This is a genomic window from Saccharopolyspora sp. CA-218241 (genome assembly GCF_050954615.1).
Taxonomy (GTDB): Bacteria; Actinomycetota; Actinomycetes; order Mycobacteriales; family Pseudonocardiaceae; genus Saccharopolyspora; species Saccharopolyspora cebuensis.
Genome location: NZ_CP191860.1, coordinates 3864900 through 3885499 on the forward strand (window position 1 = coordinate 3864900; position 20600 = coordinate 3885499).

Annotated in this window: 23 protein-coding genes and 1 pseudogene; 14 read left to right on the forward strand and 10 right to left on the reverse strand. The window is 67.7% G+C overall.

The window, feature by feature from the left end:
* The first annotated feature begins 250 nt into the window (after nucleotides 1-250).
* Entirely contained in the window at nucleotides 251-592 is a 342-nt protein-coding gene (locus ACQP0T_RS18360; protein WP_433869199.1) for a bifunctional 3-phenylpropionate/cinnamic acid dioxygenase ferredoxin subunit, read from the forward strand.
* On the forward strand, nucleotides 592-1755 hold the full coding sequence (locus ACQP0T_RS18365) for an NAD(P)/FAD-dependent oxidoreductase (RefSeq protein ID WP_433869200.1): 1164 nt from the start codon (nucleotides 592-594) through the stop codon (nucleotides 1753-1755). Before ACQP0T_RS18360 ends, ACQP0T_RS18365 begins: the two co-directional genes overlap by 1 nt.
* A 105-nt stretch (nucleotides 1756-1860) precedes the next feature.
* On the opposite strand, the gene ACQP0T_RS18370 is transcribed toward ACQP0T_RS18365, so the two are convergent.
* Nucleotides 1861-2523, reverse strand: coding sequence for a GntR family transcriptional regulator (locus ACQP0T_RS18370; protein ID WP_433869201.1), 663 nt, complete (start codon nucleotides 2521-2523; stop codon nucleotides 1861-1863).
* A 181-nt stretch (nucleotides 2524-2704) separates the two neighbouring features.
* Between ACQP0T_RS18370 and ACQP0T_RS18375 the strand changes: the two genes are divergently transcribed.
* The 4 genes and pseudogenes from ACQP0T_RS18375 (at nucleotide 2705) to ACQP0T_RS18390 (ending at nucleotide 4953) form a co-directional block, all read left to right on the forward strand.
* Nucleotides 2705-2992 (forward strand): UDP-N-acetylglucosamine 2-epimerase, encoded by a 288-nt coding sequence (locus ACQP0T_RS18375; RefSeq protein WP_433873765.1) that lies wholly within the window; start codon nucleotides 2705-2707, stop codon nucleotides 2990-2992.
* A gap of 526 nt (nucleotides 2993-3518) precedes the next feature.
* Nucleotides 3519-3632, forward strand: a pseudogene (locus ACQP0T_RS18380) (hypothetical protein); the annotation flags it as partial.
* Nucleotides 3632-3907 (forward strand): hypothetical protein, encoded by a 276-nt coding sequence (locus ACQP0T_RS18385; protein WP_433873883.1) that lies wholly within the window; start codon nucleotides 3632-3634, stop codon nucleotides 3905-3907. The pseudogene ACQP0T_RS18380 and the gene ACQP0T_RS18385, both read left to right, overlap by 1 nt.
* A 569-nt stretch (nucleotides 3908-4476) precedes the next feature.
* The gene (locus ACQP0T_RS18390; protein WP_433869202.1) at nucleotides 4477-4953 is read left to right on the forward strand and encodes a LysR substrate-binding domain-containing protein; all 477 of its coding nucleotides are present in this window, start codon (nucleotides 4477-4479) and stop codon (nucleotides 4951-4953) included.
* A 146-nt stretch (nucleotides 4954-5099) separates the two neighbouring features.
* Here ACQP0T_RS18390 and ACQP0T_RS18395 read toward each other — a convergent pair whose 3' ends face one another.
* The 3 genes from ACQP0T_RS18395 to sucC all read right to left on the reverse strand — a co-directional run bounded on the left by ACQP0T_RS18395 (nucleotide 5100) and on the right by sucC (nucleotide 8796).
* Nucleotides 5100-6461 carry an NAD-dependent succinate-semialdehyde dehydrogenase gene (locus ACQP0T_RS18395; RefSeq protein ID WP_433869203.1) on the reverse strand — a complete coding sequence of 454 codons (1362 nt, stop codon included), beginning with the start codon at nucleotides 6459-6461 and terminating at the stop codon, nucleotides 5100-5102.
* Between the two features lie 245 nt (nucleotides 6462-6706).
* The gene (gene sucD, locus ACQP0T_RS18400) at nucleotides 6707-7588 is read right to left on the reverse strand and encodes a succinate--CoA ligase subunit alpha (RefSeq protein WP_433869204.1); all 882 of its coding nucleotides are present in this window, start codon (nucleotides 7586-7588) and stop codon (nucleotides 6707-6709) included.
* Nucleotides 7589-7593: 5 nt separating this feature from the next.
* Nucleotides 7594-8796 carry an ADP-forming succinate--CoA ligase subunit beta gene (gene sucC, locus ACQP0T_RS18405; RefSeq protein WP_433873767.1) on the reverse strand — a complete coding sequence of 401 codons (1203 nt, stop codon included), beginning with the start codon at nucleotides 8794-8796 and terminating at the stop codon, nucleotides 7594-7596.
* A 96-nt stretch (nucleotides 8797-8892) separates the two neighbouring features.
* Between sucC and ACQP0T_RS18410 the strand changes: the two genes are divergently transcribed.
* Nucleotides 8893-9912, forward strand: a complete 1020-nt coding sequence (locus ACQP0T_RS18410; protein ID WP_433869205.1) for a 2-dehydropantoate 2-reductase — start codon at nucleotides 8893-8895, stop codon at nucleotides 9910-9912.
* A gap of 204 nt (nucleotides 9913-10116) precedes the next feature.
* Here ACQP0T_RS18410 and ACQP0T_RS18415 read toward each other — a convergent pair whose 3' ends face one another.
* Complete coding sequence (locus ACQP0T_RS18415) at nucleotides 10117-10896, reverse strand: FadR/GntR family transcriptional regulator (RefSeq protein ID WP_433869206.1); 780 nt, start codon at nucleotides 10894-10896, stop codon at nucleotides 10117-10119.
* A gap of 242 nt (nucleotides 10897-11138) precedes the next feature.
* Here ACQP0T_RS18415 and ggt point away from each other — a divergent pair, with 242 nt between their 5' ends.
* From ggt to ACQP0T_RS18435, 4 genes are all read left to right on the forward strand, one after another.
* Nucleotides 11139-12737, forward strand: a complete 1599-nt coding sequence (gene ggt, locus ACQP0T_RS18420; protein WP_433869207.1) for a gamma-glutamyltransferase — start codon at nucleotides 11139-11141, stop codon at nucleotides 12735-12737.
* 41 nt (nucleotides 12738-12778) lie between these two features.
* Nucleotides 12779-14446, forward strand: coding sequence for an L-lactate permease (locus ACQP0T_RS18425; RefSeq protein WP_433869208.1), 1668 nt, complete (start codon nucleotides 12779-12781; stop codon nucleotides 14444-14446).
* A 27-nt stretch (nucleotides 14447-14473) separates the two neighbouring features.
* Nucleotides 14474-14683, forward strand: a complete 210-nt coding sequence (locus tag ACQP0T_RS18430; RefSeq protein WP_433869209.1) for a hypothetical protein — start codon at nucleotides 14474-14476, stop codon at nucleotides 14681-14683.
* A 267-nt stretch (nucleotides 14684-14950) separates the two neighbouring features.
* A complete protein-coding gene (locus ACQP0T_RS18435) occupies nucleotides 14951-15631 on the forward strand; it encodes a hypothetical protein (RefSeq protein ID WP_433869210.1) in 681 nt (226 codons plus the stop codon).
* On the opposite strand, the gene ACQP0T_RS18440 is transcribed toward ACQP0T_RS18435, so the two are convergent.
* Complete coding sequence (locus tag ACQP0T_RS18440) at nucleotides 15591-15962, reverse strand: hypothetical protein (protein ID WP_433869211.1); 372 nt, start codon at nucleotides 15960-15962, stop codon at nucleotides 15591-15593. The two genes, ACQP0T_RS18435 and ACQP0T_RS18440, sit on opposite strands and share 41 nt — an antisense overlap.
* A gap of 192 nt (nucleotides 15963-16154) precedes the next feature.
* On the opposite strand from ACQP0T_RS18440, the gene ACQP0T_RS18445 reads away from it, so the two are divergent.
* From ACQP0T_RS18445 to ACQP0T_RS18455, 3 genes are all read left to right on the forward strand, one after another.
* Nucleotides 16155-16517, forward strand: coding sequence for an STAS domain-containing protein (locus ACQP0T_RS18445; RefSeq protein ID WP_433869212.1), 363 nt, complete (start codon nucleotides 16155-16157; stop codon nucleotides 16515-16517).
* 162 nt (nucleotides 16518-16679) lie between these two features.
* Nucleotides 16680-17270, forward strand: coding sequence for an ATP-binding protein (locus ACQP0T_RS18450; protein ID WP_433869213.1), 591 nt, complete (start codon nucleotides 16680-16682; stop codon nucleotides 17268-17270).
* 224 nt (nucleotides 17271-17494) lie between these two features.
* The gene (locus ACQP0T_RS18455) at nucleotides 17495-17833 is read left to right on the forward strand and encodes an STAS domain-containing protein (RefSeq protein ID WP_433869214.1); all 339 of its coding nucleotides are present in this window, start codon (nucleotides 17495-17497) and stop codon (nucleotides 17831-17833) included.
* Nucleotides 17834-18287: 454 nt separating this feature from the next.
* On the opposite strand, the gene ACQP0T_RS18460 is transcribed toward ACQP0T_RS18455, so the two are convergent.
* From ACQP0T_RS18460 to ACQP0T_RS18475, 4 genes are all read right to left on the reverse strand, one after another.
* Complete coding sequence (locus tag ACQP0T_RS18460; protein ID WP_433869215.1) at nucleotides 18288-18665, reverse strand: DUF6292 family protein; 378 nt, start codon at nucleotides 18663-18665, stop codon at nucleotides 18288-18290.
* Between the two features lie 726 nt (nucleotides 18666-19391).
* Nucleotides 19392-19577, reverse strand: a complete 186-nt coding sequence (locus ACQP0T_RS18465; protein ID WP_433869216.1) for a hypothetical protein — start codon at nucleotides 19575-19577, stop codon at nucleotides 19392-19394.
* A gap of 7 nt (nucleotides 19578-19584) precedes the next feature.
* Nucleotides 19585-19830, reverse strand: a complete 246-nt coding sequence (locus tag ACQP0T_RS18470; protein WP_433869217.1) for a Scr1 family TA system antitoxin-like transcriptional regulator — start codon at nucleotides 19828-19830, stop codon at nucleotides 19585-19587.
* Between the two features lie 49 nt (nucleotides 19831-19879).
* Nucleotides 19880-20554, reverse strand: a complete 675-nt coding sequence (locus ACQP0T_RS18475) for an isochorismatase family protein (protein ID WP_433869218.1) — start codon at nucleotides 20552-20554, stop codon at nucleotides 19880-19882.
* Between the last annotated feature and the right edge of the window lie 46 nt (nucleotides 20555-20600).

The following is a 20600-nucleotide window of genomic DNA, read 5'->3' on the forward strand; positions in this document are numbered from 1 at the left end:
ATAAGTTGTCGATCGGGCGAGGTCAACGTCTCGCCGAACGTCCCCGACTCCCCTTTGAGAGCCTCCCGCCGGGACCGCCGATCCACTCCGGCCACGGCCCCGCAACCCCGTCATGCCCTGGGCCGACACCTTCCCGCGCACGACCTGGTGATCCCGTTCGTGGGAACCGAATTCAACCGTTGACTACCGGGAAGGCGAGCCGCATTCTGTCGTTCACCACTCGTTCCGCGATCTGCAACAGGAGGCGTTCATGATCTTGGTGGGTGAGCTGTCCGACCTCCCGCCCGGGGAGTCGGTCCGCGTGCAGGGCGAGGTGCCGATCGCCGTGTTCAACGTGGACGGTGAGCTCTACGCTATTGACGACACCTGCACGCATCAGGACGCGTCGCTGTCCGACGGCTGGCTGGAAGGCTGCGCGGTCGAGTGCCCGCTGCACGCCACCTGTTTCGACCTGCGCACCGGACGCCCCAGCGGCCCGCCCGCGAAGAAGCCCGTCCGCACGCACGCCGTGTCGGTCGACGGCGGCCTGATCTACGTGCACGAGTCGGCCCCGGTCGGCACCACCCCAGCGATCGCGGAGGAGGTCGGTTGATGCAGCACATCACCGTCGTCGGGGCGTCGCTCGCCGGCCTGACGGCCGTCCGCGCCCTGCGAGCGCAAGGATTCGAAGGACGCGTTTGCGTTCTCGGCGACGAACCGCACCAGCCCTACGACCGGCCGCCGCTGTCGAAGGAGTTCCTCGCCGGCACCAGTACCGAAGACGAGATTCGGCTGACCGAGTCCGACGACGCCGACCTCGACGTGGACTGGCGGCTCGGCTTGGCCGCCCGCGCGCTCGACACCGGCGAGCAGGCCGTCGAGCTCGCCGATGGAACCCGCATCACCACTGACGCCGTCGTGCTCGCCACCGGCGCACGAGCGCGCGAACTCCCCACCGCGGTCCCGGAAGGTGTGCACACCCTGCGCACCCTCGACGACGCGCGGGCCCTGCGGGAGGGGCTCGCGCCGGGGGTCCGGCTCGTCGTCATCGGCGCCGGTTTCATCGGCGCCGAGGTCGCCTCGACCGCCGTCGGGCTCGGGTGCGAGGTGGACGTCGTGGAAGCGGCGGCGGTGCCCCTGCAACGGGCGCTCGGCGCCGAGATGGGCGCCGTGTGCGCCCGGCTGCACGCGAGCAACGGCGTCCGGCTGCACACCCGCACCGGACTCGCGGAGCTGGTGGGCGATCCCCGCGTCCGCGCGGTACGCCTGTCCGACGGGCGCGAGCTACCGGCCGACGTCGTCGTGGTCGGCATCGGCGCGCAGCCGAACACCGAATGGCTCGCGGGATCGGGCGTGCCGGTGGACGACGGCGTGCGCACCGATGCCAGCGGGCGCACCGGCATCCCGGGCGTCGTGGCGGTCGGCGACTGCGCGAACGCCCACCGCGAGTACACCGCCGGACCGCTGCGGCTGGAGCACTGGACCAACGCGCTGCACCAGCCGCCTGCCGCCGTCGCCGCCCTGCTCGGCTCGGAGCACGCGGCACCGGCGCACCACGCGGTCCCCTATTTCTGGTCCCACCAGTACGACTGCAACATCCAGTTCGCCGGGCACCGCACCGAGCACTGCACCGTCCAAGTCGAGGAGGGCGATCCGGACAACAACGAATTCCTGGCCCTGTACCTCGACTCGGCGGGAGCCCCGGTCGGCGTGCTCGCGCTCGACCACGCCCGCTCCTTCGGGCGGTGGCGGCGCAAACTCGCCCAACGAACCTGACCGCGCTCGCTCAGCGAACGACCATGATCAGTAAACCGACCGGGTCGACGGAAAGCCGCACACCGGTCGACGACGTCGCCGGTGCCGCATCGATGGGAGAGCCACTCACATCACCGCGCGCACTGCTCGATCGAAGCTCAGAACATGCTCCCGCGCAATTCGTTCGGCTTCACCGGGATTTCTCGATCCGATCGCCCGAAGCAACGAAGAGTGCTCCCTGACATGAGTTTCGAAGTATGTCATCCGATCCAGGAAAATGCAGAAGATCCGCGTCGCCAAGTTCCCGTAGCGGATCAACGTGTCCTCGAGGAGGGGGTTGCCGGCTGCGCGATAGATGGCGCGGTGCACGTGGAGGTCCCAGCGCATCACCTCGTCACGGCGGAGCGAGCAGAAATCGATGTCGTCCAGAAGGTCCGCGAGCTCGCTGAACTCGACGAGCTCCTCTTCATTGGCGATCTCGCCGGCTCGCCTGGCCGCCAATGGTTCCAAGTTCAAACGCAGCTCGGAAACATAAGCCAGGTCCGTGATATCGACCGCCGTGGCGAACGTCCCCCGTCGCGGGTACGACACCACGAGACGGTCGATTTCCAACCGCTTGAGGGCTTCGCGAACGGGGGTCCGGCCGACATCCAGCGAGCGAGCCAGTGCGGCATCATCGATCGCCGCCATCGGCGGGATGTCGAGCATGATCAGGCGGTCCCGGATCGCCTGATAAGCCTTGTCGGCCAACGACACGTATGCCGGCTCCTCGTCGACCACAGACATCATCGGCACACCGAATTCACCAGATCAAGAACTTGATGGACGCGAACCTCCATAAGACAATTATCCATTCTAATTCGTGCACGGCAAAGCATTAGTGGCGCCCGTCACCGGAAAACCTCGCCATCGCCCGCATCTTGTTCGCAGCCCCTGATCGAGGAGGCCGCGGTCGCCACGTCCGGCATGGCTGACGCCCCCAGGCCCAGACCGGGACGCTGGCCGCAACGCCACCCGAACATCGCCGTTCCACGCCGAAACCGGCCTGCGCAGCTACGATCGCACCATCCTCGAAGAGTACAACCGCGTCCTCATCGACCACCTCGCCGACCTCTGCTGCGCATCAATCGCGAGGGCACACAACGCCCGAAAAGGCGGCCGCGCATATCGCGCTGATCGCCTCACGAGCGTGCGGCAGATCTGCCACACCTGCGTGCCGGAGGGGAGCCGAATCCCCACACGCGCGATATTTCCCTGAATTGGGCAAATCACACCAAGAGCATAGCAGCGAACGCAGCCATCTGGGAGCGAGCAGGTGCGACTCGCCCGTGAGGACGGACAGCGCATGGGCCACTTCGGGCAGACCCGCTCGGACGTAGGTGGCAGTTGCCGACGGATCACGCGGCCGACGCAGGCCCGGCGACGGCGTAGCCGAAGCGGCGTTCGGCCCGGGTGAGCGTCGTGTGCCGGACCCAGTGGGGTGGGACCGTGTCATGCCAACCGTGCACGCCACGGACGGGCCAAGACCGGATCGATTTCATGATCCCGGAAGGTTCATTGGTTGACGGGGAATTGCTGGTCGGGGGGCTGACTCCGGTGACATTGGATTCCCTGGTGCAGGGCGCGCAGGTCGGCGGTGGTTCGGCAGGCGTGCAGGAATTGCTGAACGAGGACGCCATCCGGTCGGTGTTTCCCGGCACCGTGGTACAAAACTGCCTCGTCCACGTGGCGCGCAAGCGATGCGTTTCGTCGCCTTCGACGACCGGAAAATGGTCGCCGCGGGAATGCGGGAAAGATACACCGCCCCCACTCTCGAAGTCGCGGAACCCGCCTTCAAAGAATTCGACACCCGATACGGTGAACAATACCCCGCGGCGATCCAAGTATCGCAGGATGCATGGAACGAGTTCACCCGGTTCCTGGACTATCCCCCGGAACTCCGGCGGGCGCCTACATCACCAACCTCGTCGAAAGCATCAACTTCCAGCTCCGCAAAATCAGCAAAAATCGCAGGCATTTCGACAGCGACGGCGCCGCCACGAAACTCGTCTACCCCGGACTCCGCAACATCACCAGCATCAGAGGAGGACCATCAGGAACCGGAACATGGAGAGGGAAACTAGCCCTCAACACACCCGTCATCCTCTTCCCGGAACGCATCCCACTCAACTAGAATAAACAACGCACACCCATCCGTAGCTTACACGGAAAACATGACAGGGCCGGCGGCCGGACCAGCACCGGCTCGCCGACGGCCGGCAGGGCAGCACCGTCCGCGCCATCCTCGACAACCCCCGCTACACCGGATACGCCTTCTTCGGACGCTGGACCAAGCACGAAACCCTGCTCGACCCCGACGACGTCGCCGCCGGGCACGTGACCCGCTTTCCGCCGATCCAGCCCGGACCGCATCGTCCGCTCCCGGACACCCGCGCACCCGGTCATCGTGCCCGTCGAGGACTTCGCCCGAGCCCAACTGCTCCGCCGCTCGAAGTCCTCCGGCGGACTCCGCACCGCCCGCAAGACCGAACGCAGCGGACGGCCCCACCTGTAGTAGGTTCCGACTTCATGGCCGCGCGCCCAGATCGCGGCAACTATCGATCTCCGCGGGGACCCAGCCTACTCAGCACCAACAAACAGGACGCCCGTGCCCATAACACGTCAGGGGGATCTTGGTGGTGGGCCCGCCACGGGCCCGGCGGCCGATCACCTGGCCCGGTTTGCCGCGACCGGGTCTGTCGGATGCACGGGTGCGTTGCTAGCTGGTGTCCACCGAAGTACCCACTGGGAACGCTTGTCTACCGCACCGTCCTCGGGGCCGCAGCGCCCAAAGCGGTCATCCCGGAGAACCACCCGCTCGCACCGCGCACGACGAGCCTGGAGCTCCTCGCGTCCGAGCCGTTCCTCCTGTTCGACCTGGCTCCAGCCGGAGAGTACTTCAGCGGATTGTTCGAGGACCGTGACCTTCACCCGCGCATCCGGTTCCGGACCCGGAGCCACCAGCTCCTGCTCGATCTCGTCGCACAAGGCCTGGGGTGCTCGGTCGTGAGCCAGGCTGCTGCAGCCCCGGCCGGAGTCGTCGTCAAGGACCTGGCTGACGAACTGCGGCCGTTGCCGATCCTCGCGCTCTCCGGCGCTCGCGTCAGGCTCACCCGACGAGCCGAGACATTCATCGAGCACTGCCGCGCCGCACTGAGCTCGCAGGGCAGCAGGAGATGATGCAAGCCGCGCCACTCGGCCCACGCACTCCTTGACAAGCTCCGTTCGAATCCGGGCGGGGGCGCAAGGCCCCCCGCAAGCGGCACGGACCACATCAGCCAGATCACCAACTGGCCGGAACCGGGTTTTCCTCGGCGATCTGCCCGCTACAAGCGGATGGCCTTCTTGTTCATGAATTCCTCGATGCCCAGCGGACCGAGCTCTCGGCCGATGCCGGAACGCTTGATCCCGCCGAAGGGAAGATCGGCCTGCGACCCACCGGCCCTGTTCAGGTACACCATGCCCGCTTCGATCTGCTCGGCGACGCGGCGTGCACGGTTCCGGTCGGTGCTGAACACGCTGGCACCTAGTCCGAAAGGTGTGTCGTTGGCGAGCGCGATCGCCTCATCCTCGGTCCGGGCGCGGAAAACCAGCACGACCGGACCGAAGATCTCTTCGGCATAGGCGTCCATCTCGGGGGTCACGTCGGTCAGCACGGTGGCCGCCAGGTAGGCGCCGGGCCGGTCGACGCGGTGGCCACCGGTGCGAAGCGTCGCGCCCTGGCTGACCGCTTTTTCGACCTGAGCCGCTACCTCGTCGGCTGCCGCGACGGAGGCCAGTGGTGGCAGCTTCGTCGCCGGATCCGCGGGGTCGCCGGGCAGGTAGTACTCCGCCACATGCTCGGTGAGCCGATCGACGAACTTGTCGTAGATGTCGGCCAGCACGATCATCCGCTTCGGCGCGTTGCACGACTGGCCGCAGTTGCGCATCCGCGCCGTCGCGGTGGCTTTCACGGTCTGGTCCAGGTCGTCGGTGTCCAGCACGATCAGCGGGTCGGATCCGCCGAGCTCCAGCACGGACTTCTTCAGATTCCTGCCCGCTTCGGCGGCGACGGCGATCCCCGCCTGCTCACTGCCGGTCAACGACACCCCTTGGATGCGCGAGTCCCGGAGCATCCACGGGATCTGCGAGCTGGCGGCGAAGGTATTCACGTACACGTCCTCGGGCACTCCCGCATCGTGCAGGAGCTGCGCGATCGCGTCCGCCGACCGCGGGCAGAGGGAAGCGTGCTTGAGCAGGATCGTGTTGCCGAGCACCAGGTTCGGTGCCACGAACCTGGCGACCTGGTAGCAGGGGAAGTTCCACGGCATGATCCCGAGCAGCGCGCCGATCGGCTCCTTCCTGATGATCGCCTCGCCGCCGTCGATCGGCAGCGGCTCGTCCGCCAGCAGTCCCGGGCCGTTGTCCGCGTAGTAGTTGAAGATGTCGACGACGACGCCGATCTCGCCGAGGCCCTCGTTGATCCGTTTGCCCATTTCCAACGTCATGATTCCGGCCAGCTCATCGGCTCGTGCGGCGAACAGTTCCGCCGCACGCGATGCGATCTCCGCGCGCTCGGTGACCGGTCGACACCGCCACGAGGAGTATCCGCGGTGGACGCGCTCGATCGCCGTCCGGACTTCCTCGTCCGTCGCGTACGGGATTTCCTCGACCAGCTCACCCGTGGCCGGGTCGGTGACTGCGTACATGGAACGCGAACCTCCGTTCTCCGCCGTGCAGTGTCGGGTCCGGCACTCGCCGGCGGAGTACTGTATGCAAATGTGTGGTTGGTGCCGGGTGTTGTGGGATCAGGCGGCGATGTGGTGCTGGGCATGCGGCCGGGATCGGCACCGCGGCGCGGAAATCGTCACCGGCCGCGAACGTCGCCCGGTCTCGGGAACGCCCGAACGGGAACGAGCTTCCGTCCGCACCGGGCAGAGCACCGGCTTGCTGTTCAGCTGATGATCGAGCGCATCAGCCCGGCGGTCTCGCTCGGCGTCTTGCCGACCTTGACGCCCGCGGCCTCCAGCGCCTCCTTCTTCGCCTGGGCGGTGCCCGACGAACCGGAGACGATCGCGCCCGCGTGGCCCATCGTCTTGCCCTCCGGCGCGGTGAAGCCCGCGACGTAGCCGACGACCGGCTTGGTGATGTTGGCCTTGATGTACTCGGCCGCGCGCTCCTCGGCGTCGCCGCCGATCTCGCCGATCATCACGATGGCCTCGGTCTCCGGGTCGTCCTGGAACGCCTGGAGCGCGTCGATGTGGGTGGTGCCGATGATCGGGTCACCGCCGATGCCGACGCAGGAGGAGAAGCCGATGTCGCGCAGCTCGTACATCATCTGGTAGGTCAGCGTGCCCGACTTGGACACCAGGCCGATCCTGCCCTCGCCGGTGATGTCGGCCGGGATGATGCCCGCGTTGGACTTGCCGGGCGAGATGATGCCGGGGCAGTTCGGCCCGATGATCCGGGTCTTGTTGCCGGTGGCGCAGGCGTGCGCCCAGAAGTACGCCGAGTCGTGCACCGGGATGCCCTCGGTGATGACCACGGCGAGGCCGATCTCGGCGTCGATCGCCTCGATCACGGCGTCCTTGGCGAACTTCGGCGGCACGAACACGACCGACACGTCGGCGCCGGTCTCCTTCATCGCCTCGCCGACGCTGCCGAAGACCGTGAGCTCCTTGCCCTCGATCTCGACGGTCTGCCCGGCCTTGCGGGCGTTCACGCCGCCGACGATGTTGGTGCCGGAGCGCAGCATCCGGGCGGTGTGCTTGGTGCCCTCGGAGCCGGTGATGCCCTGGACGATGACCTTGCTGTTCTCGTTGAGGAAGATAGCCATCGGTCTCACGCCCCCGCAGCCAGCTCGGCGGCCTTGTCGGCCGCGCCGTCCATGGTGTCGACCATCGTCACGACCGGGTGGTTCGCCTCGGCCAGGATGCGACGGCCTTCCTCGACGTTGTTGCCGTCGAGGCGGACGACCAGCGGCTTGGTGGCCTCGTCGCCCAGGATCTCCAACGCCTGGACGATGCCGTTGGCCACCGCGTCGCAGGCGGTGATACCGCCGAAGACGTTGACGAACACCGACTTGACGTCCGGGTCGCCCAGGATCACGTCGAGGCCCGCGGCCATCACCTCGGCGGACGCACCGCCGCCGATGTCCAGGAAGTTCGCCGGCTTGACGCCCTGGTGGGCCTCACCGGCGTAGGCGACGACGTCCAAGGTGGACATGACGAGTCCGGCGCCGTTGCCGATGATGCCGACCTGACCGTCCAGCTTGACGTAGTTGAGGTCCTTCGCCTTGGCCTTGGCCTCCAGCGGGTCCTCGGCCTCCTTGTCGACCAACTCGGCGTGCGCGGGCTGGCGGAAAGCCGCGTTCTCGTCCAGCGTCACCTTGCCGTCGAGCGCGATGATCCTGTTGCGCTGATTCCGTACCAGCGGGTTCACTTCGACCAGGGTGGCATCCGCGGCGATGAAGACTTCCCAGAGCTGAACCACGACATCGGCAGCGGACTCGGCGATCTCGGCCGGGAACTTCGCGGCCTCGACGATCTTGCGCGCCTTGGCGGCGTCGACGCCCACGTGGCGGTCCACCGGAACTCTGGCCAGGGATTCCGGCCGTTCCGCGGCGAGTTGTTCGATGTCCACACCGCCCTCGGCGGAGGCCAGCGCCAGGAAGGTGCGATTGGCGCGGTCCAGCAGGAAGGAGAAGTAGTACTCCTCGACCACGTCACATGCCTCGGTGACCAGTACGTCTCGCACCCGGTGGCCCCTGATGTCCATGCCCAGGACCGACTTCGCCTTCTCGTGGGCGTCGGACGGGTCTTCCGCGAGTTTCACGCCGCCGGCCTTGCCACGGCCCCCGGTCTTGACCTGGGCCTTGATGACCACCTTGCCGGTGAGCTGTTCAGCTGCTGATCTGGCCTGCTCTGCGGTGTTGGCGGTGATACCGGCCAGGACCGGGACGTCGTGGGCCGCGAAGAGATCGCGTGCCTGGTGTTCGAAAAGGTCCATGGACTGTCTCCTTGCCGCGTGCTGCCACGCCGCCAGTGATGGCCATCTGATGCTAGCCTAGCGGCATACTGTATGCAATCATAAGTACGCTCGAAGTGCATACAGTATGCAAGAAGGCGGGAGGGGACACTCGTGAAGATCGCAGTTCTCGGGGCAGGTGCCATCGGCGCCTATGTCGGAGCGGCACTGCACCGCGGAGGTGCCGAGGTGCACCTCATCGCTCGAGGCCCGCACCTTCAGGCGCTACGCCGCGACGGGGTTCAGGTCAGAAGTCCGCGCGGTGATTTCACGGCGCGCCCGCACGCCACCGGCGACCCCGATGAGGTCGGGCCCGTCGATTACGTGTTCCTCGGGTTGAAGGCGCACTCGTACGCCACGGCAGGTTCTCTCGTGCGTCCGCTGCTGGGTGAGCGAACGGCTCTGATCGCCGGCCAGAACGGCATTCCTTGGTGGTACTTCCATCACCTGGCGGGCCCCTACGAGGGGCAGCGCATCGAAGCCGTCGACCCCGGCGGTGCGACCACCGAAGTGCTCGACCCCGAGCGTGCGATCGGCTGCGTCGTGTATCCCGCAGCCGTGATCGAGTCACCCGGGGTGATCCGGCACCTGGAGGGAACGCGCTTCTCCATCGGTGAGCCTGGCGGGAGCATCTCGCAGCGATGCCTCGAATTCAGCAGGATGATGACCGCGGGCGGGTTGAAGTGCCCGGTGGAGGCCGATATTCGCAATGACGTCTGGATCAAGCTGATGGGCAATGTCGCGTTCAACCCGGTCAGCGCCCTCACCCGGGCGACAATGGCCGAGATCTGCCGGCATCGCGGTACCAGGCAGCTGGTGGCCCGGATGATGGCCGAAACGCTCGACATCGCCGCACGGGTCGGCTCGCACCCGGACATCTCGATCGAGAAGCGGCTGGCCGGCGCCGAGCGGGTCGGACAGCACAAGACTTCCATGCTGCAGGACCTCGAGGCGGGCAAGCAGATGGAGCTCGACGCGGTGGTTGCCGCTGTGGTCGAGATCGCCGACATGACCGGAGCCGAGGCGCCCACGTTGCGCGCCATCCACGCCGCGACGGATCTGCTGGCCACGATGCCGGCCTGGGATCCCCAGGTGGTAGCACCCGAAGTCGCGCGCATGGGCGAAGCCTCGTGAGAGGCGGACGCGCGGAGCTGCCGGCGCACCGCGCAGTTGTCCTCGCGAGGTGCTTCCCAGCATCGGTGCGGCTGCCCGGCAACCTCGACGTGGCGACTCGCCGCAGTGGTGCGCGGCTGCCCTCGTCGAGGCGGGGCCCAGGAAGGCGCAGGGACGTGACTTTGCCCGGTTCCGGCGGGACGGGAACCACGAGGTGCCGGCTCGTCAGCCGGGGTCCTCGTTCCCCTGCGGCTCCCGGTCGTGAGCACGGGTGACTGAGCGGTTCGACCGCGTGGCGGTTTCCAGGTTCAGCCGTTCGACGTCGAGCAGGTGCGCCATCATCGAGTCATAGGCGGCGTCACCGTCCCCGCCCAGAATGGCTTCGGTGATTCGCCGATGGCCCTCCAGGGAGCGCGCGACACCGCCGTCGGCCGTCAACGATCGCTCACGGCTGTCGCGCAGCAGTTCGTGGATGTCTTCCACCATCTTCACGACGAGCAGGTTGCCGGTGGCATGGGCGATGGCGAGGTGGAAGGTGCTGTCTTCCTCGATGAACTTCTCGACGTCCGAGCACTTTTCCTGCCGAGCGAGGCATTGACGCAGATGTTCCAGATCGGAGGAGGCGGAATGGCTCGCCGCCTCCCGTGCGATCTGCGGTTCGAGCAGCCTCCGGAGGTGCAGTTGGTCGTGCACGCCGCCTCGCAGGGCGCCCGCGAGGCGGCTGACGTTGGCGGTGGCGCCCTCTTCCAACCGGGTGAACGTCCCCTTGCCGACGCGGCTTTCGATCAGCCCGGCGCTCTGCAACGCGGACAGCGCTTGGCGCATCGTGGCGCGGCTGACGCCGAATCGCTGTGCCAAGTCCCGTTCCGGTGGCAGTTGGGTACCAGGGCTCAACGTGCCGGCTTCCACGAGATCGCGCAGCTGGCGCGCTACTTCTTCGTGAGCCCGCAGGCGCGTGACGGGCTGGATGTTCAGTCCCGGCGGGTTCGGATCCTTGGCGGCCACAGAGCGATGGTACGGCGTGCGTTCCGGACTTCCGGGCGTGCCGCAGCTGATGTCGCCTCGTGCCAAGGCGGTGGTCGCGCGGGCACGGACGTCCGTTGCAACCGGGCCTCGTCCAACGGACATCGCTCGCCCACTGTTGCGTGTATCACACATCGGCTGCTTCAATGCCCTGGCCGGTCTGCTTTTCATACCGGTCTGGTTGCCAAACCGATCTGATCACGACCTGTTCAGGAGGGCATGGCATGACGCACACCACTCGGCCGGTCGCTCTGGCGCGCAACGGCATGGTGAGTTCTCCCCACTACCTCGCCTCCTCCGCTGGGGTTCAGGTGCTGCAGCAAGGGGGCACCGCTGTCGATGCGGCCATCGCGGTGAATTCCACCCTCGGCGTGGTCTATCCGCACATGACTGGCCCAGGAGGCGATGCGCTCTGGCTCGTCTACGACGCCGCCTCGGGCTCGGTCCAGGCGCTCAACGGCAGCGGGCGATCCAGCGCGCAGGCGACGCGTGAATTCTTCCGCGGGCGTGGCCACCGGGCGATCCCCGCCCGCGGGCCACTTGCCGCGATCAACGTGCCCGGCGCTGTCGACAGCTGGTGCAGCGCTCACGCGCGGTACGGCAGACTGCCCTTGTCCCAGCTCCTGCAGGTCGCGATCGGTTACGCCAAGGGCGGTTTCGCCGTCTGCGGCGGCCACGCGGTCTGCGCCATGGAAGTGGCCGAGGTGCTGGGCGCCCATCCGTTGACCCGCAGCACGATGCTCCCGCTCGGGCGGCCGCCCGCCATGGGTGATGTGCTGGCGCTACCGCGGCTGGCCGAAACGCTCCAGGAGGTGGCCCAGCACGGCCGGAAGGGCTTCTACGAGGGTCCGGTCGCCGCGGAGATCGCGCGATCCGTGCAGCAGGCCGGCGGTCTGCTCACCGTCGAGGACCTCGCCGAGCACCGATCCGACTGGGTCGCGCCGATCTCCACCACCTACCGCGGCTATCGGTGCTACCAGAACCCACCGAACTCACAGGGCTTCTCGCACCTGATGACGCTGAACATCATCGAGAACACCGACCTGACCACGATGGGAGACCGGGACCCGGCCTACGTGCACCTGCTGGTCGAAGCGACCAAGCTCGCGTTCGCCGACCGCGACAGATACCTCACGGACCCGGATTTCCAGGAGGTTCCGCTGGGGCAGCTGCTGTCCAAGGAGTACGCCGCTGAACTGAGCCGGCGGTTGCGTCACGAAGCCGTCACCCCACCGGTACCGACGGCGCGGATGGGCGGTGACACCACGTGCAGCGTCGTCGTGGACTCGGCGGGCAATGCGGTCTCGGTCATCCAGAGCCTCTACCACGAGTTCGGCTCGGGGTTCATCGCCGGCGATACCGGGGTGTTGCTGCAGAACCGCGGATCGTTCTTCTCGCTGGACGACGAGCACCCCAACCGCCTCGAACCGAAGAAGCGGACGTTCCACACCCTCATGCCGGGAATGCTGTTCCACGACGGCAAGCCGGAGATGGTCTACGGAACCATGGGTGGGGAGGGACAACCGCAGACCTCGACCGCACTGGTGACGCGCATGGTCGACTTCGGCTACGACGTGCAGGCCGCCATCGACGCGCCGCGCTGGCTCTACGGCCGAACGTGGGGGGACTCCCGGCGTGACCTGCGCGTCGAAGACCGATTTCCGGAGGCGACCGTGGGCGCGTTGCAGATCCAGGGCCATCCGGTGCGCACCGTGGCCAGCTGGGACGGCGCGATGGGGCACGCGCAAGCGATCCGCATCGCCGGTGACGTGCTGATGGGTGGTGCCGACCCGCGTGGCGAGGGACTCGCCCTCGGCTGGTGACGCCGACGACGCTACCGGAACACTGGTGAGAGGGGCTCAGCGTGGAACTCCATGCCGGCATCTGGATGTGGGTGGTCTCGGTCGTCCCCCTGGCATTGCTGCTGTTTCTGATGGTGCTGCGCCGATGGGGCGCCGCCGAGTCCGGTGTCCTGGGATGGCTGGCCACGGCACTCATCGCGCTGTTCGTCTTCCGGCTTCCCGTCGAAGCGGTGGGCATGGAAACCGTGAAAGGAGTGGTGGAGTCCGTCACCATCGTCTACATCGTCCTCGCTGCGATCCTCATCTATGAAGTCGCGAACCACGCGCAGGCGTTCGACCCGTTCCAGCGCGGGATGACCCGGATCTTTTCCCACCCGCTCCTGCAGGTCATGGTCATCGGATGGGTGTTCGCCGGTTTCCTGCAGGGCATCACGGGTTTCGGCGTGCCGGTCGCGGTGTGCGCACCGCTCCTCGTCGGCCTCGGGGTGCGACCGGCGTACGCGGTGGTGGTCGCGCTGCTCGGACAGGCGTGGAACAACACGTTCGGCACGCTCGGCGCCGCTTGGCTCGGTTTGGAGCAGGTGACGAGCCTGTCGGCTGCGCAGAAGGGTGCCACCGCACTGCAGACCTCGATGTTGCTCGCGGTTCTCACCGTGGCCGGTGGTCTGACGATGTGCTGGCTCTACGGCAAGTGGCGAGGCCTCTGGGAGGGTCTGCCCGCGGTGGTCGTCATTTCGCTGGCGCAGGCCGGTGTCACGCTCGCCCTCGCGCAGTGGAATCCCACCCTCAACGGGTTCGCCGGCGGTTTGCTCGCTCTCGTCATCGTCCCGGCTCTGGCGAAGCTGCCGATGTATCGAAGGCCCACCCGGGTGAGCAACAGTCCGATGTTCCAGCAGGGATCGGGTACTTCCCGCAGCGACGGTGGCGTCCCTGAATCGTCCGCACCAGGACCCGGCGGGATGCGGGAGGAGGGCCCCCCGACCGCAGTACGGGGTCAGGCCGCCACGATGACGCTGAACACCGCGTTCATCCCCTATTACACGCTCCTGGCGGTCACGATCACCGTCCTGATGGTTCCTCCGCTCACGGATGTGCTCAGCAAGCCGACGATCACGCTGGATTTCCCGGCTGTCATGACCGGCCTCGGGTTCGAGACCGCGTCGTCGAGCGAGCAGTTCGTGTTCCTCACCCACGCGGGGACATTGCTGCTGATCACCGCAGCGATCAGCTACTTCGCCTACCGGAGGAAGGGCTACCTGGCCTACGGGGCGTGGCGGGGAATCCTGAGCAATACCGTGGAGAAATCCATCGCACCGACCATCGCGGTGATCACGCTGGTCGGGATGGCGGCCGTCATGCAGGCCTCCGGCCAGGCGAACGTGCTGGCGACCCAGGTCGCTGCCTGGACCGGTGGTGTCTACGTGCTGCTGGCCCCGTTCATCGGCGTGTTCGGCAGCTTCATCACGGGCTCGAACATGTCGAGCAATCTGCTGTTCGGTTCCTTCCAGGAGACGACGGCCAACGCTGCGCATCTGAGCACGAGCGGGGTCCTCAGCGCGCAGACCGCCGGTGCAGCGACCGGGACGGTGATGTCGCCCAGCAAGATCCTGCTCGGCACCACGACGGCGGGGATCGCGGGGCAGGAAGGCCAGGTGCTGCGCCGAACGTTGCCGTTCACCCTCGTCGTCACCGTGATCCTCGGGCTGGCGACCCTGGCGTTCCTGGTCTGAAAAGCGATGACGACGGAGGTGGCTGCGATGCACCGCACTGCACGGATCCAAGCATGGGCGACCCTGGTAGCGGCTCTGATCATGCCGATGCTGTACCTCGGTGGCACGTACGACATGACGCCGGTTTCGGCGATCGGCCTCGCGATCTTCACGCTCAGCATGCTGACGTGTCCCCTGCTGCGCTTCATCCCTGCCAGGGCACGAGAGGATGCCGAGGTCGCTCCGAAGGCGAAGTAGGGGCCTCCGGTGCCAGGCGCTCGCTGCGTCGATGCGCCGGACGTTCCGAGTGCGCCTCCCGCGAGCCGCCCGCGGCAGGCCGGCTCACTGGGTGCGAACCCGTTCATCGTCGTGATGTAGGAGCCAGGCTGGCGGGTGAAGACGTCCTTCCCGTTGTGCGGCGAATACAGGACCTCCGGCTGGTATTGCACGGCCTCGTGGTCGGTGGTGCAGTCGAGCACGATGCAGTTGGCCGGCTTGCCCTCCTGGATGCCGTAGCGATCCCGGATGCCGAGGTTCGTCGCGCCGTGGCTGGTGATGAAGTCGAGGGCCTGGACCAAGGGCGAGCCGGACAGCACGTGGCCGACGTGGAGTCCGGCGTCGAGGACCCGCCTGGCCGGAGCGCTCACCACGCTGCTGGGCGAGGGCATGCTCACCTTCCCGCTGATCGTGCTCGTCGCCCTGCTCATCGGGCAGTGGCGGCGGCTGGGCAGCCACGGCTGGCAGGTGGCGGTGGCGGTGGCGGTGGCGGTGGCGGTGGCGGTGGCGGTGGCGGTGGCGGTGATGTTCGCCTACCAGTACTTCGCCCAGGCCACCGACTGGCGCGCGAGCTGGATCCAGCTCGGGGTGCTGTGCGGGCTGGTGGTGCTCGGGGTGGTCACCAACCTCGTGCTCGTGCCGCCGTTGCGCTACCAGCCGGCCGAGGACAACGTCCGGTCGCTGAGCCGGTCGCTGACCGACTGCCTCGCCGAGTTCGCCGACGCCGTGAACGAAGGCCTGCCCCGCGACCGGTCGCAGAACCTGTGGGAGCCCACCCAGGAACTGTCCCGCCTCGCGACGCAGCGGAGCGTCGCTGAAAACGTCGCGGTGGGTCGAGTAGATGTTCGGGGAGCCGAGTTCGTCCTCGTCGGCGTAGAGCACAAGCCCATCATGCTGCCGATGCCCAGTTCGCGGACTCGAGGCGCGTAGTGTTGCCACCTCTGTCCGGCACCGGCCATGTCGGCGATGCGGTACCCCTGGATCGATCGCGCGGCGGCGTCCAGGCAGGGACCTCGTCGAGATCGGCCTGGATCTGATCGGATTCCCGCGCCAGGTCATCGGTCGCGGCGGCGGTTTCGACCCGGCCTTTGCGGTGCAGCACCATGATCCCGGCGGACTCGCAACCCTCGACCAGTTCCACGGCGTGCTCGCAAACGCGGTCGAGCGTGGCCTGCAGCGATCCCTGGGCGAGCAGATCCCGCGACATGTGCGCGAACGCCACTGCCAGGCCGTCCCCGCCATATTCCGGCACCGCCGTCACCCCGTACTCTTCGCATAGGCCTGATAGTGGTGCGTGCGCCTGCTCGGTGCTGTTCCTATCAGTCAGCGGACGGGTTGTCCCGCCGTCACGAAAGCCCCGTACAGCATCTGCTAGCGGGCCGCCTCCCGGAGAGGACGGAGGCGTGGTGCGGACGTGCCAGGCGGCGCGGTGCGGGTGTGCGATAGTCGCGGCATGCATGCCGAGAACCAGCCGAGCGTGGAAGACGCGAGCTTTGACCTGCACTGGGAGGGCGAAGCGGGGGTGCTGGCGGTGTCCGGGGAGATCGACATGGTGACCGCACCCCGGCTCCAAGCCGAGCTGACCGCGGCACTGGACCAGCGGCCCGCGAGGTTGGTGGTGGACCTGACCGAGGTGGCGTTGTTCGCCTCCGCGGGATTGTCGGCGCTGGTCGCCGCCTACGAGCAGGCCCGAAGCCAGACCACGCTGCGGGTGGTCGCCCCGCACAGCGCGATCGCGCGTCCGTTGCAGCTCACCGGGCTGGACCGCAAGCTGGGTGTGTGCGCCAGCCGCGACGAGGCGCTGGCCACCCAGTAACCCGTGACCCGCGTCGGCTGGGTGCTCGGCCGAACCGGCCGGGTACCTGGCCAGTACCGGAACCCGAGGCGGGGAGGACCGGATGCGTGCGGACGGTACCTCCGAACGCGGGCTCAATCCTGCTTCGGCGGAACAGGAACTGGTGGCCGGAGCATCCCGGCCGTGCCGGGCCGGTTCCCGCCGATGCGTCGGGCGCTGGCTGGCTGGGCCGGACAGGCGGGGTTGAACGCCGAGCAGGTCGAACGGCTGGTGCTGGTCAGCTATGAAGCGCTGGCCAATGTCGCCGCCCACGCCTATCCAGACAGCACCGGGACCCTGGATCTTCAGGCGAGGTTCCGACCCGGCGCGAGCGCCGTGGAGGTGTGGGTAACCGATCACGGCGTCTGCCCGGACACGGGACTGGACTACCCGAGCACGGCCATCACGCCCTGGTCGACCGGTTCGCCGACCCCGCCCGCCGGGCGCCTCGCCGCGACACGCTCACCCGCTGCACCGACGTGGCCGCCGAAAAGCAGTGCAGCACAGCTCCATCCGTTCGTGGTGGGCACGGTGCGCTACCGCCCGGATGAGGCGATGATCCGGAGAGTCCGCGGCGTACAGTCCGGTGCCGCCGCGGACACGGGCGGAGGCGATGAGGGGCCCCGCCACGGGCGCTGGGGTCGCGTGTGGGTGGCGCGGACGCGACCCCAGCGCCCACACCCTCCCCCGTACGGCCTCGGAACCGAGCCCGCCTGGTGTCCCGGTCCTGTGTGAGCCGCCGCCTCGGTGGGTACACGGCCGGGTGAACTGTGGTTGAGAGTCCAGCCCTGTGCGATCACGCTTCCTTGCCGGGCGGTCCTTTCGCGTTCAGGCCGGGAGCGTGAAGGCAGAAAGGACAACGCATGCTGACACGTTCCCACCCGCACCATCAGGAAAACCCGACAGCAGGAGCGGCGGCCTCCCCCGGCCCCCGGGCCGCCACCGCGAAGCGACTGGACTTGGCGGTCGACCACCCCGACACCGGCACCGCGGTCGTGACCGCCTGCGGAGAGATCGACGCCGCAGGCATCGACGGCTTCGCGGAAGTCCTGCTGACCCGGACACGGGGGACGGTGCGAGTCATCGTGCTAGATCTGAGGCAGGTGAGCTTCCTATGCGTGGGAGCGCTGGAAGTGCTGTGCCGCGCGCGCCTGTCCACCCAGCACCAAGGCCAGGACCTGCGCGTGGTGGTCACCGAGCACGCCGTCGGCCGCGCCCTCGACGTGGTCGGTCTCGACGACCTCCCCCGCGTCACCGCGCTCAACGCCGCGCTGGACACCGAAATGGAGCGGAGATGACCGCACCCGGCCAAGCCGAACCGGACACGATGCCCCGGTGGATCTCGCTCACCGGCAGCTCGGAGACCTCCGTAGACTGTGTGCGCTGGGGACACGCCACAGTGCTCCGCACCACGCCGCATACCGGCACCATCCGCCTGACCGTGCCCCGCTGCCACGGCCCCCACCACCGCGCCGACTGACCCTTCGCGGTGGCGCGAAACCCAACGGAGGCCCCGGGGGTGCCACCACCCGGAACCTCCGCGACCGAGCAGAAGATCTGCTGGGATCCGCCGCTCACCTCGAGCTTCTCGCACCGCCCCGGTGTCGCCGAACGAGATCCGGAAGTCGACCCGAACGAGAGACCCCGCCCGTACCTCACCGCACCGCGTCTGTCGCCGCCTGACCAGGCCCCCGAGCACACCACCAACGGAGCCGCACTGAGATGGCCGAGACGAAAGCGTGCCGCACAAGATCAGGAATGCCCGGCCAGCGGTGGGGACGGCGGGGCGTGCCTGCACGGGACCGCGTAGGCAGCGAGGCGGTGCGGAAGGTCGTCCTCGGCACCCGCGGCGCGCAGCCGGGGCGAAACAGTGCTGTGCCCGGAAAACTCGGCCGCAGCGGCCTCGACGAAGCTGGCGACCACCCGGGGCGCGGGCAGAACGTCCTGGCCGAGGTAGACCAGCACGGTCAACACCTGCGCCGGTCCGTCGCCCGTTTCCACGCAGAGCGACCAGCCGGTGTCCTCGCTCCATGCCAGTGCGGCATCCCGGTCCGGGACGTGGGGCAGCCAGCTGCTCCAGCGGAACGTAGAGCATGCCAACAGGCTCGGTCTGCGCGAGGTAACCGTCACCGCACGACCCGAGGGCCTCAAGAGCCAGCCTCGCGTAGCGGTGCAGCCCGTGCTCGACGGCCCCGTCAACGTCCATCCTCGCTCCCCCGTTCACGCCCGGCACACCCCGAGGAGTCCCGGCCAGCACAACGGCTGACCGGGACACCGGCCCGCGCCTCGGCGGGTGTGTGCGTCATCGGCGAACGCGAACCTGCACACCACATAACCACCTTCGGCGGGTTCTCACCGTGCTCACACCCCCGCGACCGCTCGGGGACACCGTTTCGTGTTCGTACGCATGCCCGGAAAACGGCGTCGCACCCCTTACGAGCACGAAAAACGGTGAGGAGTAGGAGTATTCACATCCACACGCCTAAACAACGGCTTTCCGCGAGAAAACCATGCGTCTCAACGCATCCTTGGGTACCCCGAGCGACCACACGAGTAGTCGGCCTCGCACCGACTCGACGAGTACGAGCGCCAAAGCGCAACACGACCGCTTGACGCAAGTTCTGCATCTCACCACTCCTGGAGCACGTGCCCGGATTCCCAGGCGGACGCAACGTGGTGCGCCACCGCGACGAAAAGACCGGATCCGTACCCATCGAACGGGTGCAGGCTCTCATTGCGCACGGCCGCGCTCAACTACCTAGGCCACCACCGCCCCTGACCGGAGACCATCCCGCCAGCCTCTGACCCGCGCTGACCCCCTCGGGCACACCAATACAACGGTCCACCGAGGCGGTCCTACAATTCGTCAGCGCGCTGATTGTCCTTGTCGGTGTTGTCGAACCAGGCAACCACGTTGTCGACAACGTTCCAGTCAACGGCATCAAGATCGCGGATCACACGAGCTGCCGCGTCGGCCGGCGACTCCTGCCATGGCTTGAATCCCGAACCCCCGACCTCGCCGAGAACCATCCACTCCCACACGACGAGCTCATGGATCAATGCAGTAGCCAGCGTCCGGGCGCCCTGCGGGTCGCCCGGCTCGCGGCCATGACGCGTGGAGCGCCCGGATGTAGGCCTCGGTTTGCAGGATGCCCGGTACGAGTTCCGACTGGACCTGCCGCAGGTCGCTGGCGTCGGTTTCGAGGTCGACGTACTGCCGGAACCACTCGAGGAAGACCGCGCGGTAGCTGCCCCACCGGCCGCAGGCGCTGCGGGTCCGGGCCAGCTCGACCATCCACTGCTTGTGCTCGTCGGGACGTCGCGGGCGAGGCTGTCCGATCTGCTTAGTGTGCGGTTTGGCCATGCACGGCTGATGTTCCGAGGTCGCTCTTGTCCAGGGGCTGGTGAGCCGACACCGCCGCGGTCCAGGTGCCGGTGTCGGTGACCGCGGCCCAGTTGGAGTGCAGCAAGACCATCAGCGTTTCGTGCACCTGCTGGGCCGAGACCTTGCCCGCCTCGTTCGCCAGGTGGATGGCGCCGGTGGCGTCCGAGAGCACCTCGACGGCGAAGCCGAGCGGTTCGGCGGCCGCAGCCGTGGCCAGCACGCAGTTGTTCGTCATGTACCCGACCAGCGTGAGCGTGTCGATTCCGTTGGCGCGCAGCCACTCGGTGAGCTCACCGGCGGTGAACACGCTGGAGAAGCCCTTGATCACGTGCTTCGACGCCGATCCGGCGCGGCGCTCGACCTCGGGGTGCAGCTTCCACCCCTCCGAGCCTGCCGCGAAAATTGGCGCGTCTTCCGGCGTTTCGTGCTGAACCGTGATCACCGGCAGTCCTGCGTCGGCGGCGGCGTCCATCGCACGCGCGATCCGAGCCAGCGATTCGTCCCGGGGCGGGTGCTGGACGGCCAGCGGCCCTTGGAAGTACTCCTGCTGGGCGTCGATGACGACGAGGGCTCGGCGTGGGGTGTTCACTGAGAATTCCTCCTGGGCGGTGGGTGTGACGGCCGGTTGCACCATCACCGTCCATCGTGCTGGCCGACGCTCCGGTACCGTGAGTGGCAGA

What these genes read in the sequence shown, in the direction of transcription:
- ACQP0T_RS18360 (WP_433869199.1), top strand. Translation starts at nt 251, where the DNA reads ATGATCTTGGTGGGTGAGCTGTCCGACCTCCCGCCCGGGGAGTCGGTC.
- ACQP0T_RS18365 (WP_433869200.1), top strand. Translation starts at nt 592, where the DNA reads ATGCAGCACATCACCGTCGTCGGGGCGTCGCTCGCCGGCCTGACGGCC.
- ACQP0T_RS18370 (WP_433869201.1), bottom strand. Translation starts at nt 2,523, where the DNA reads ATGATGTCTGTGGTCGACGAGGAGCCGGCATACGTGTCGTTGGCCGAC.
- ACQP0T_RS18385 (WP_433873883.1), top strand. Translation starts at nt 3,632, where the DNA reads ATGGAACGAGTTCACCCGGTTCCTGGACTATCCCCCGGAACTCCGGCG.
- ACQP0T_RS18390 (WP_433869202.1), top strand. Translation starts at nt 4,477, where the DNA reads ATGCACGGGTGCGTTGCTAGCTGGTGTCCACCGAAGTACCCACTGGGA.
- ACQP0T_RS18395 (WP_433869203.1), bottom strand. Translation starts at nt 6,461, where the DNA reads ATGTACGCAGTCACCGACCCGGCCACGGGTGAGCTGGTCGAGGAAATC.
- sucD (WP_433869204.1), bottom strand. Translation starts at nt 7,588, where the DNA reads ATGGCTATCTTCCTCAACGAGAACAGCAAGGTCATCGTCCAGGGCATC.
- ggt (WP_433869207.1), top strand. Translation starts at nt 11,139, where the DNA reads ATGACGCACACCACTCGGCCGGTCGCTCTGGCGCGCAACGGCATGGTG.
- ACQP0T_RS18430 (WP_433869209.1), top strand. Translation starts at nt 14,474, where the DNA reads ATGCACCGCACTGCACGGATCCAAGCATGGGCGACCCTGGTAGCGGCT.
- ACQP0T_RS18435 (WP_433869210.1), top strand. Translation starts at nt 14,951, where the DNA reads ATGCCGAGGTTCGTCGCGCCGTGGCTGGTGATGAAGTCGAGGGCCTGG.
- ACQP0T_RS18445 (WP_433869212.1), top strand. Translation starts at nt 16,155, where the DNA reads ATGCATGCCGAGAACCAGCCGAGCGTGGAAGACGCGAGCTTTGACCTG.
- ACQP0T_RS18470 (WP_433869217.1), bottom strand. Translation starts at nt 19,830, where the DNA reads ATGGTCGAGCTGGCCCGGACCCGCAGCGCCTGCGGCCGGTGGGGCAGC.
- ACQP0T_RS18475 (WP_433869218.1), bottom strand. Translation starts at nt 20,554, where the DNA reads ATGGTGCAACCGGCCGTCACACCCACCGCCCAGGAGGAATTCTCAGTG.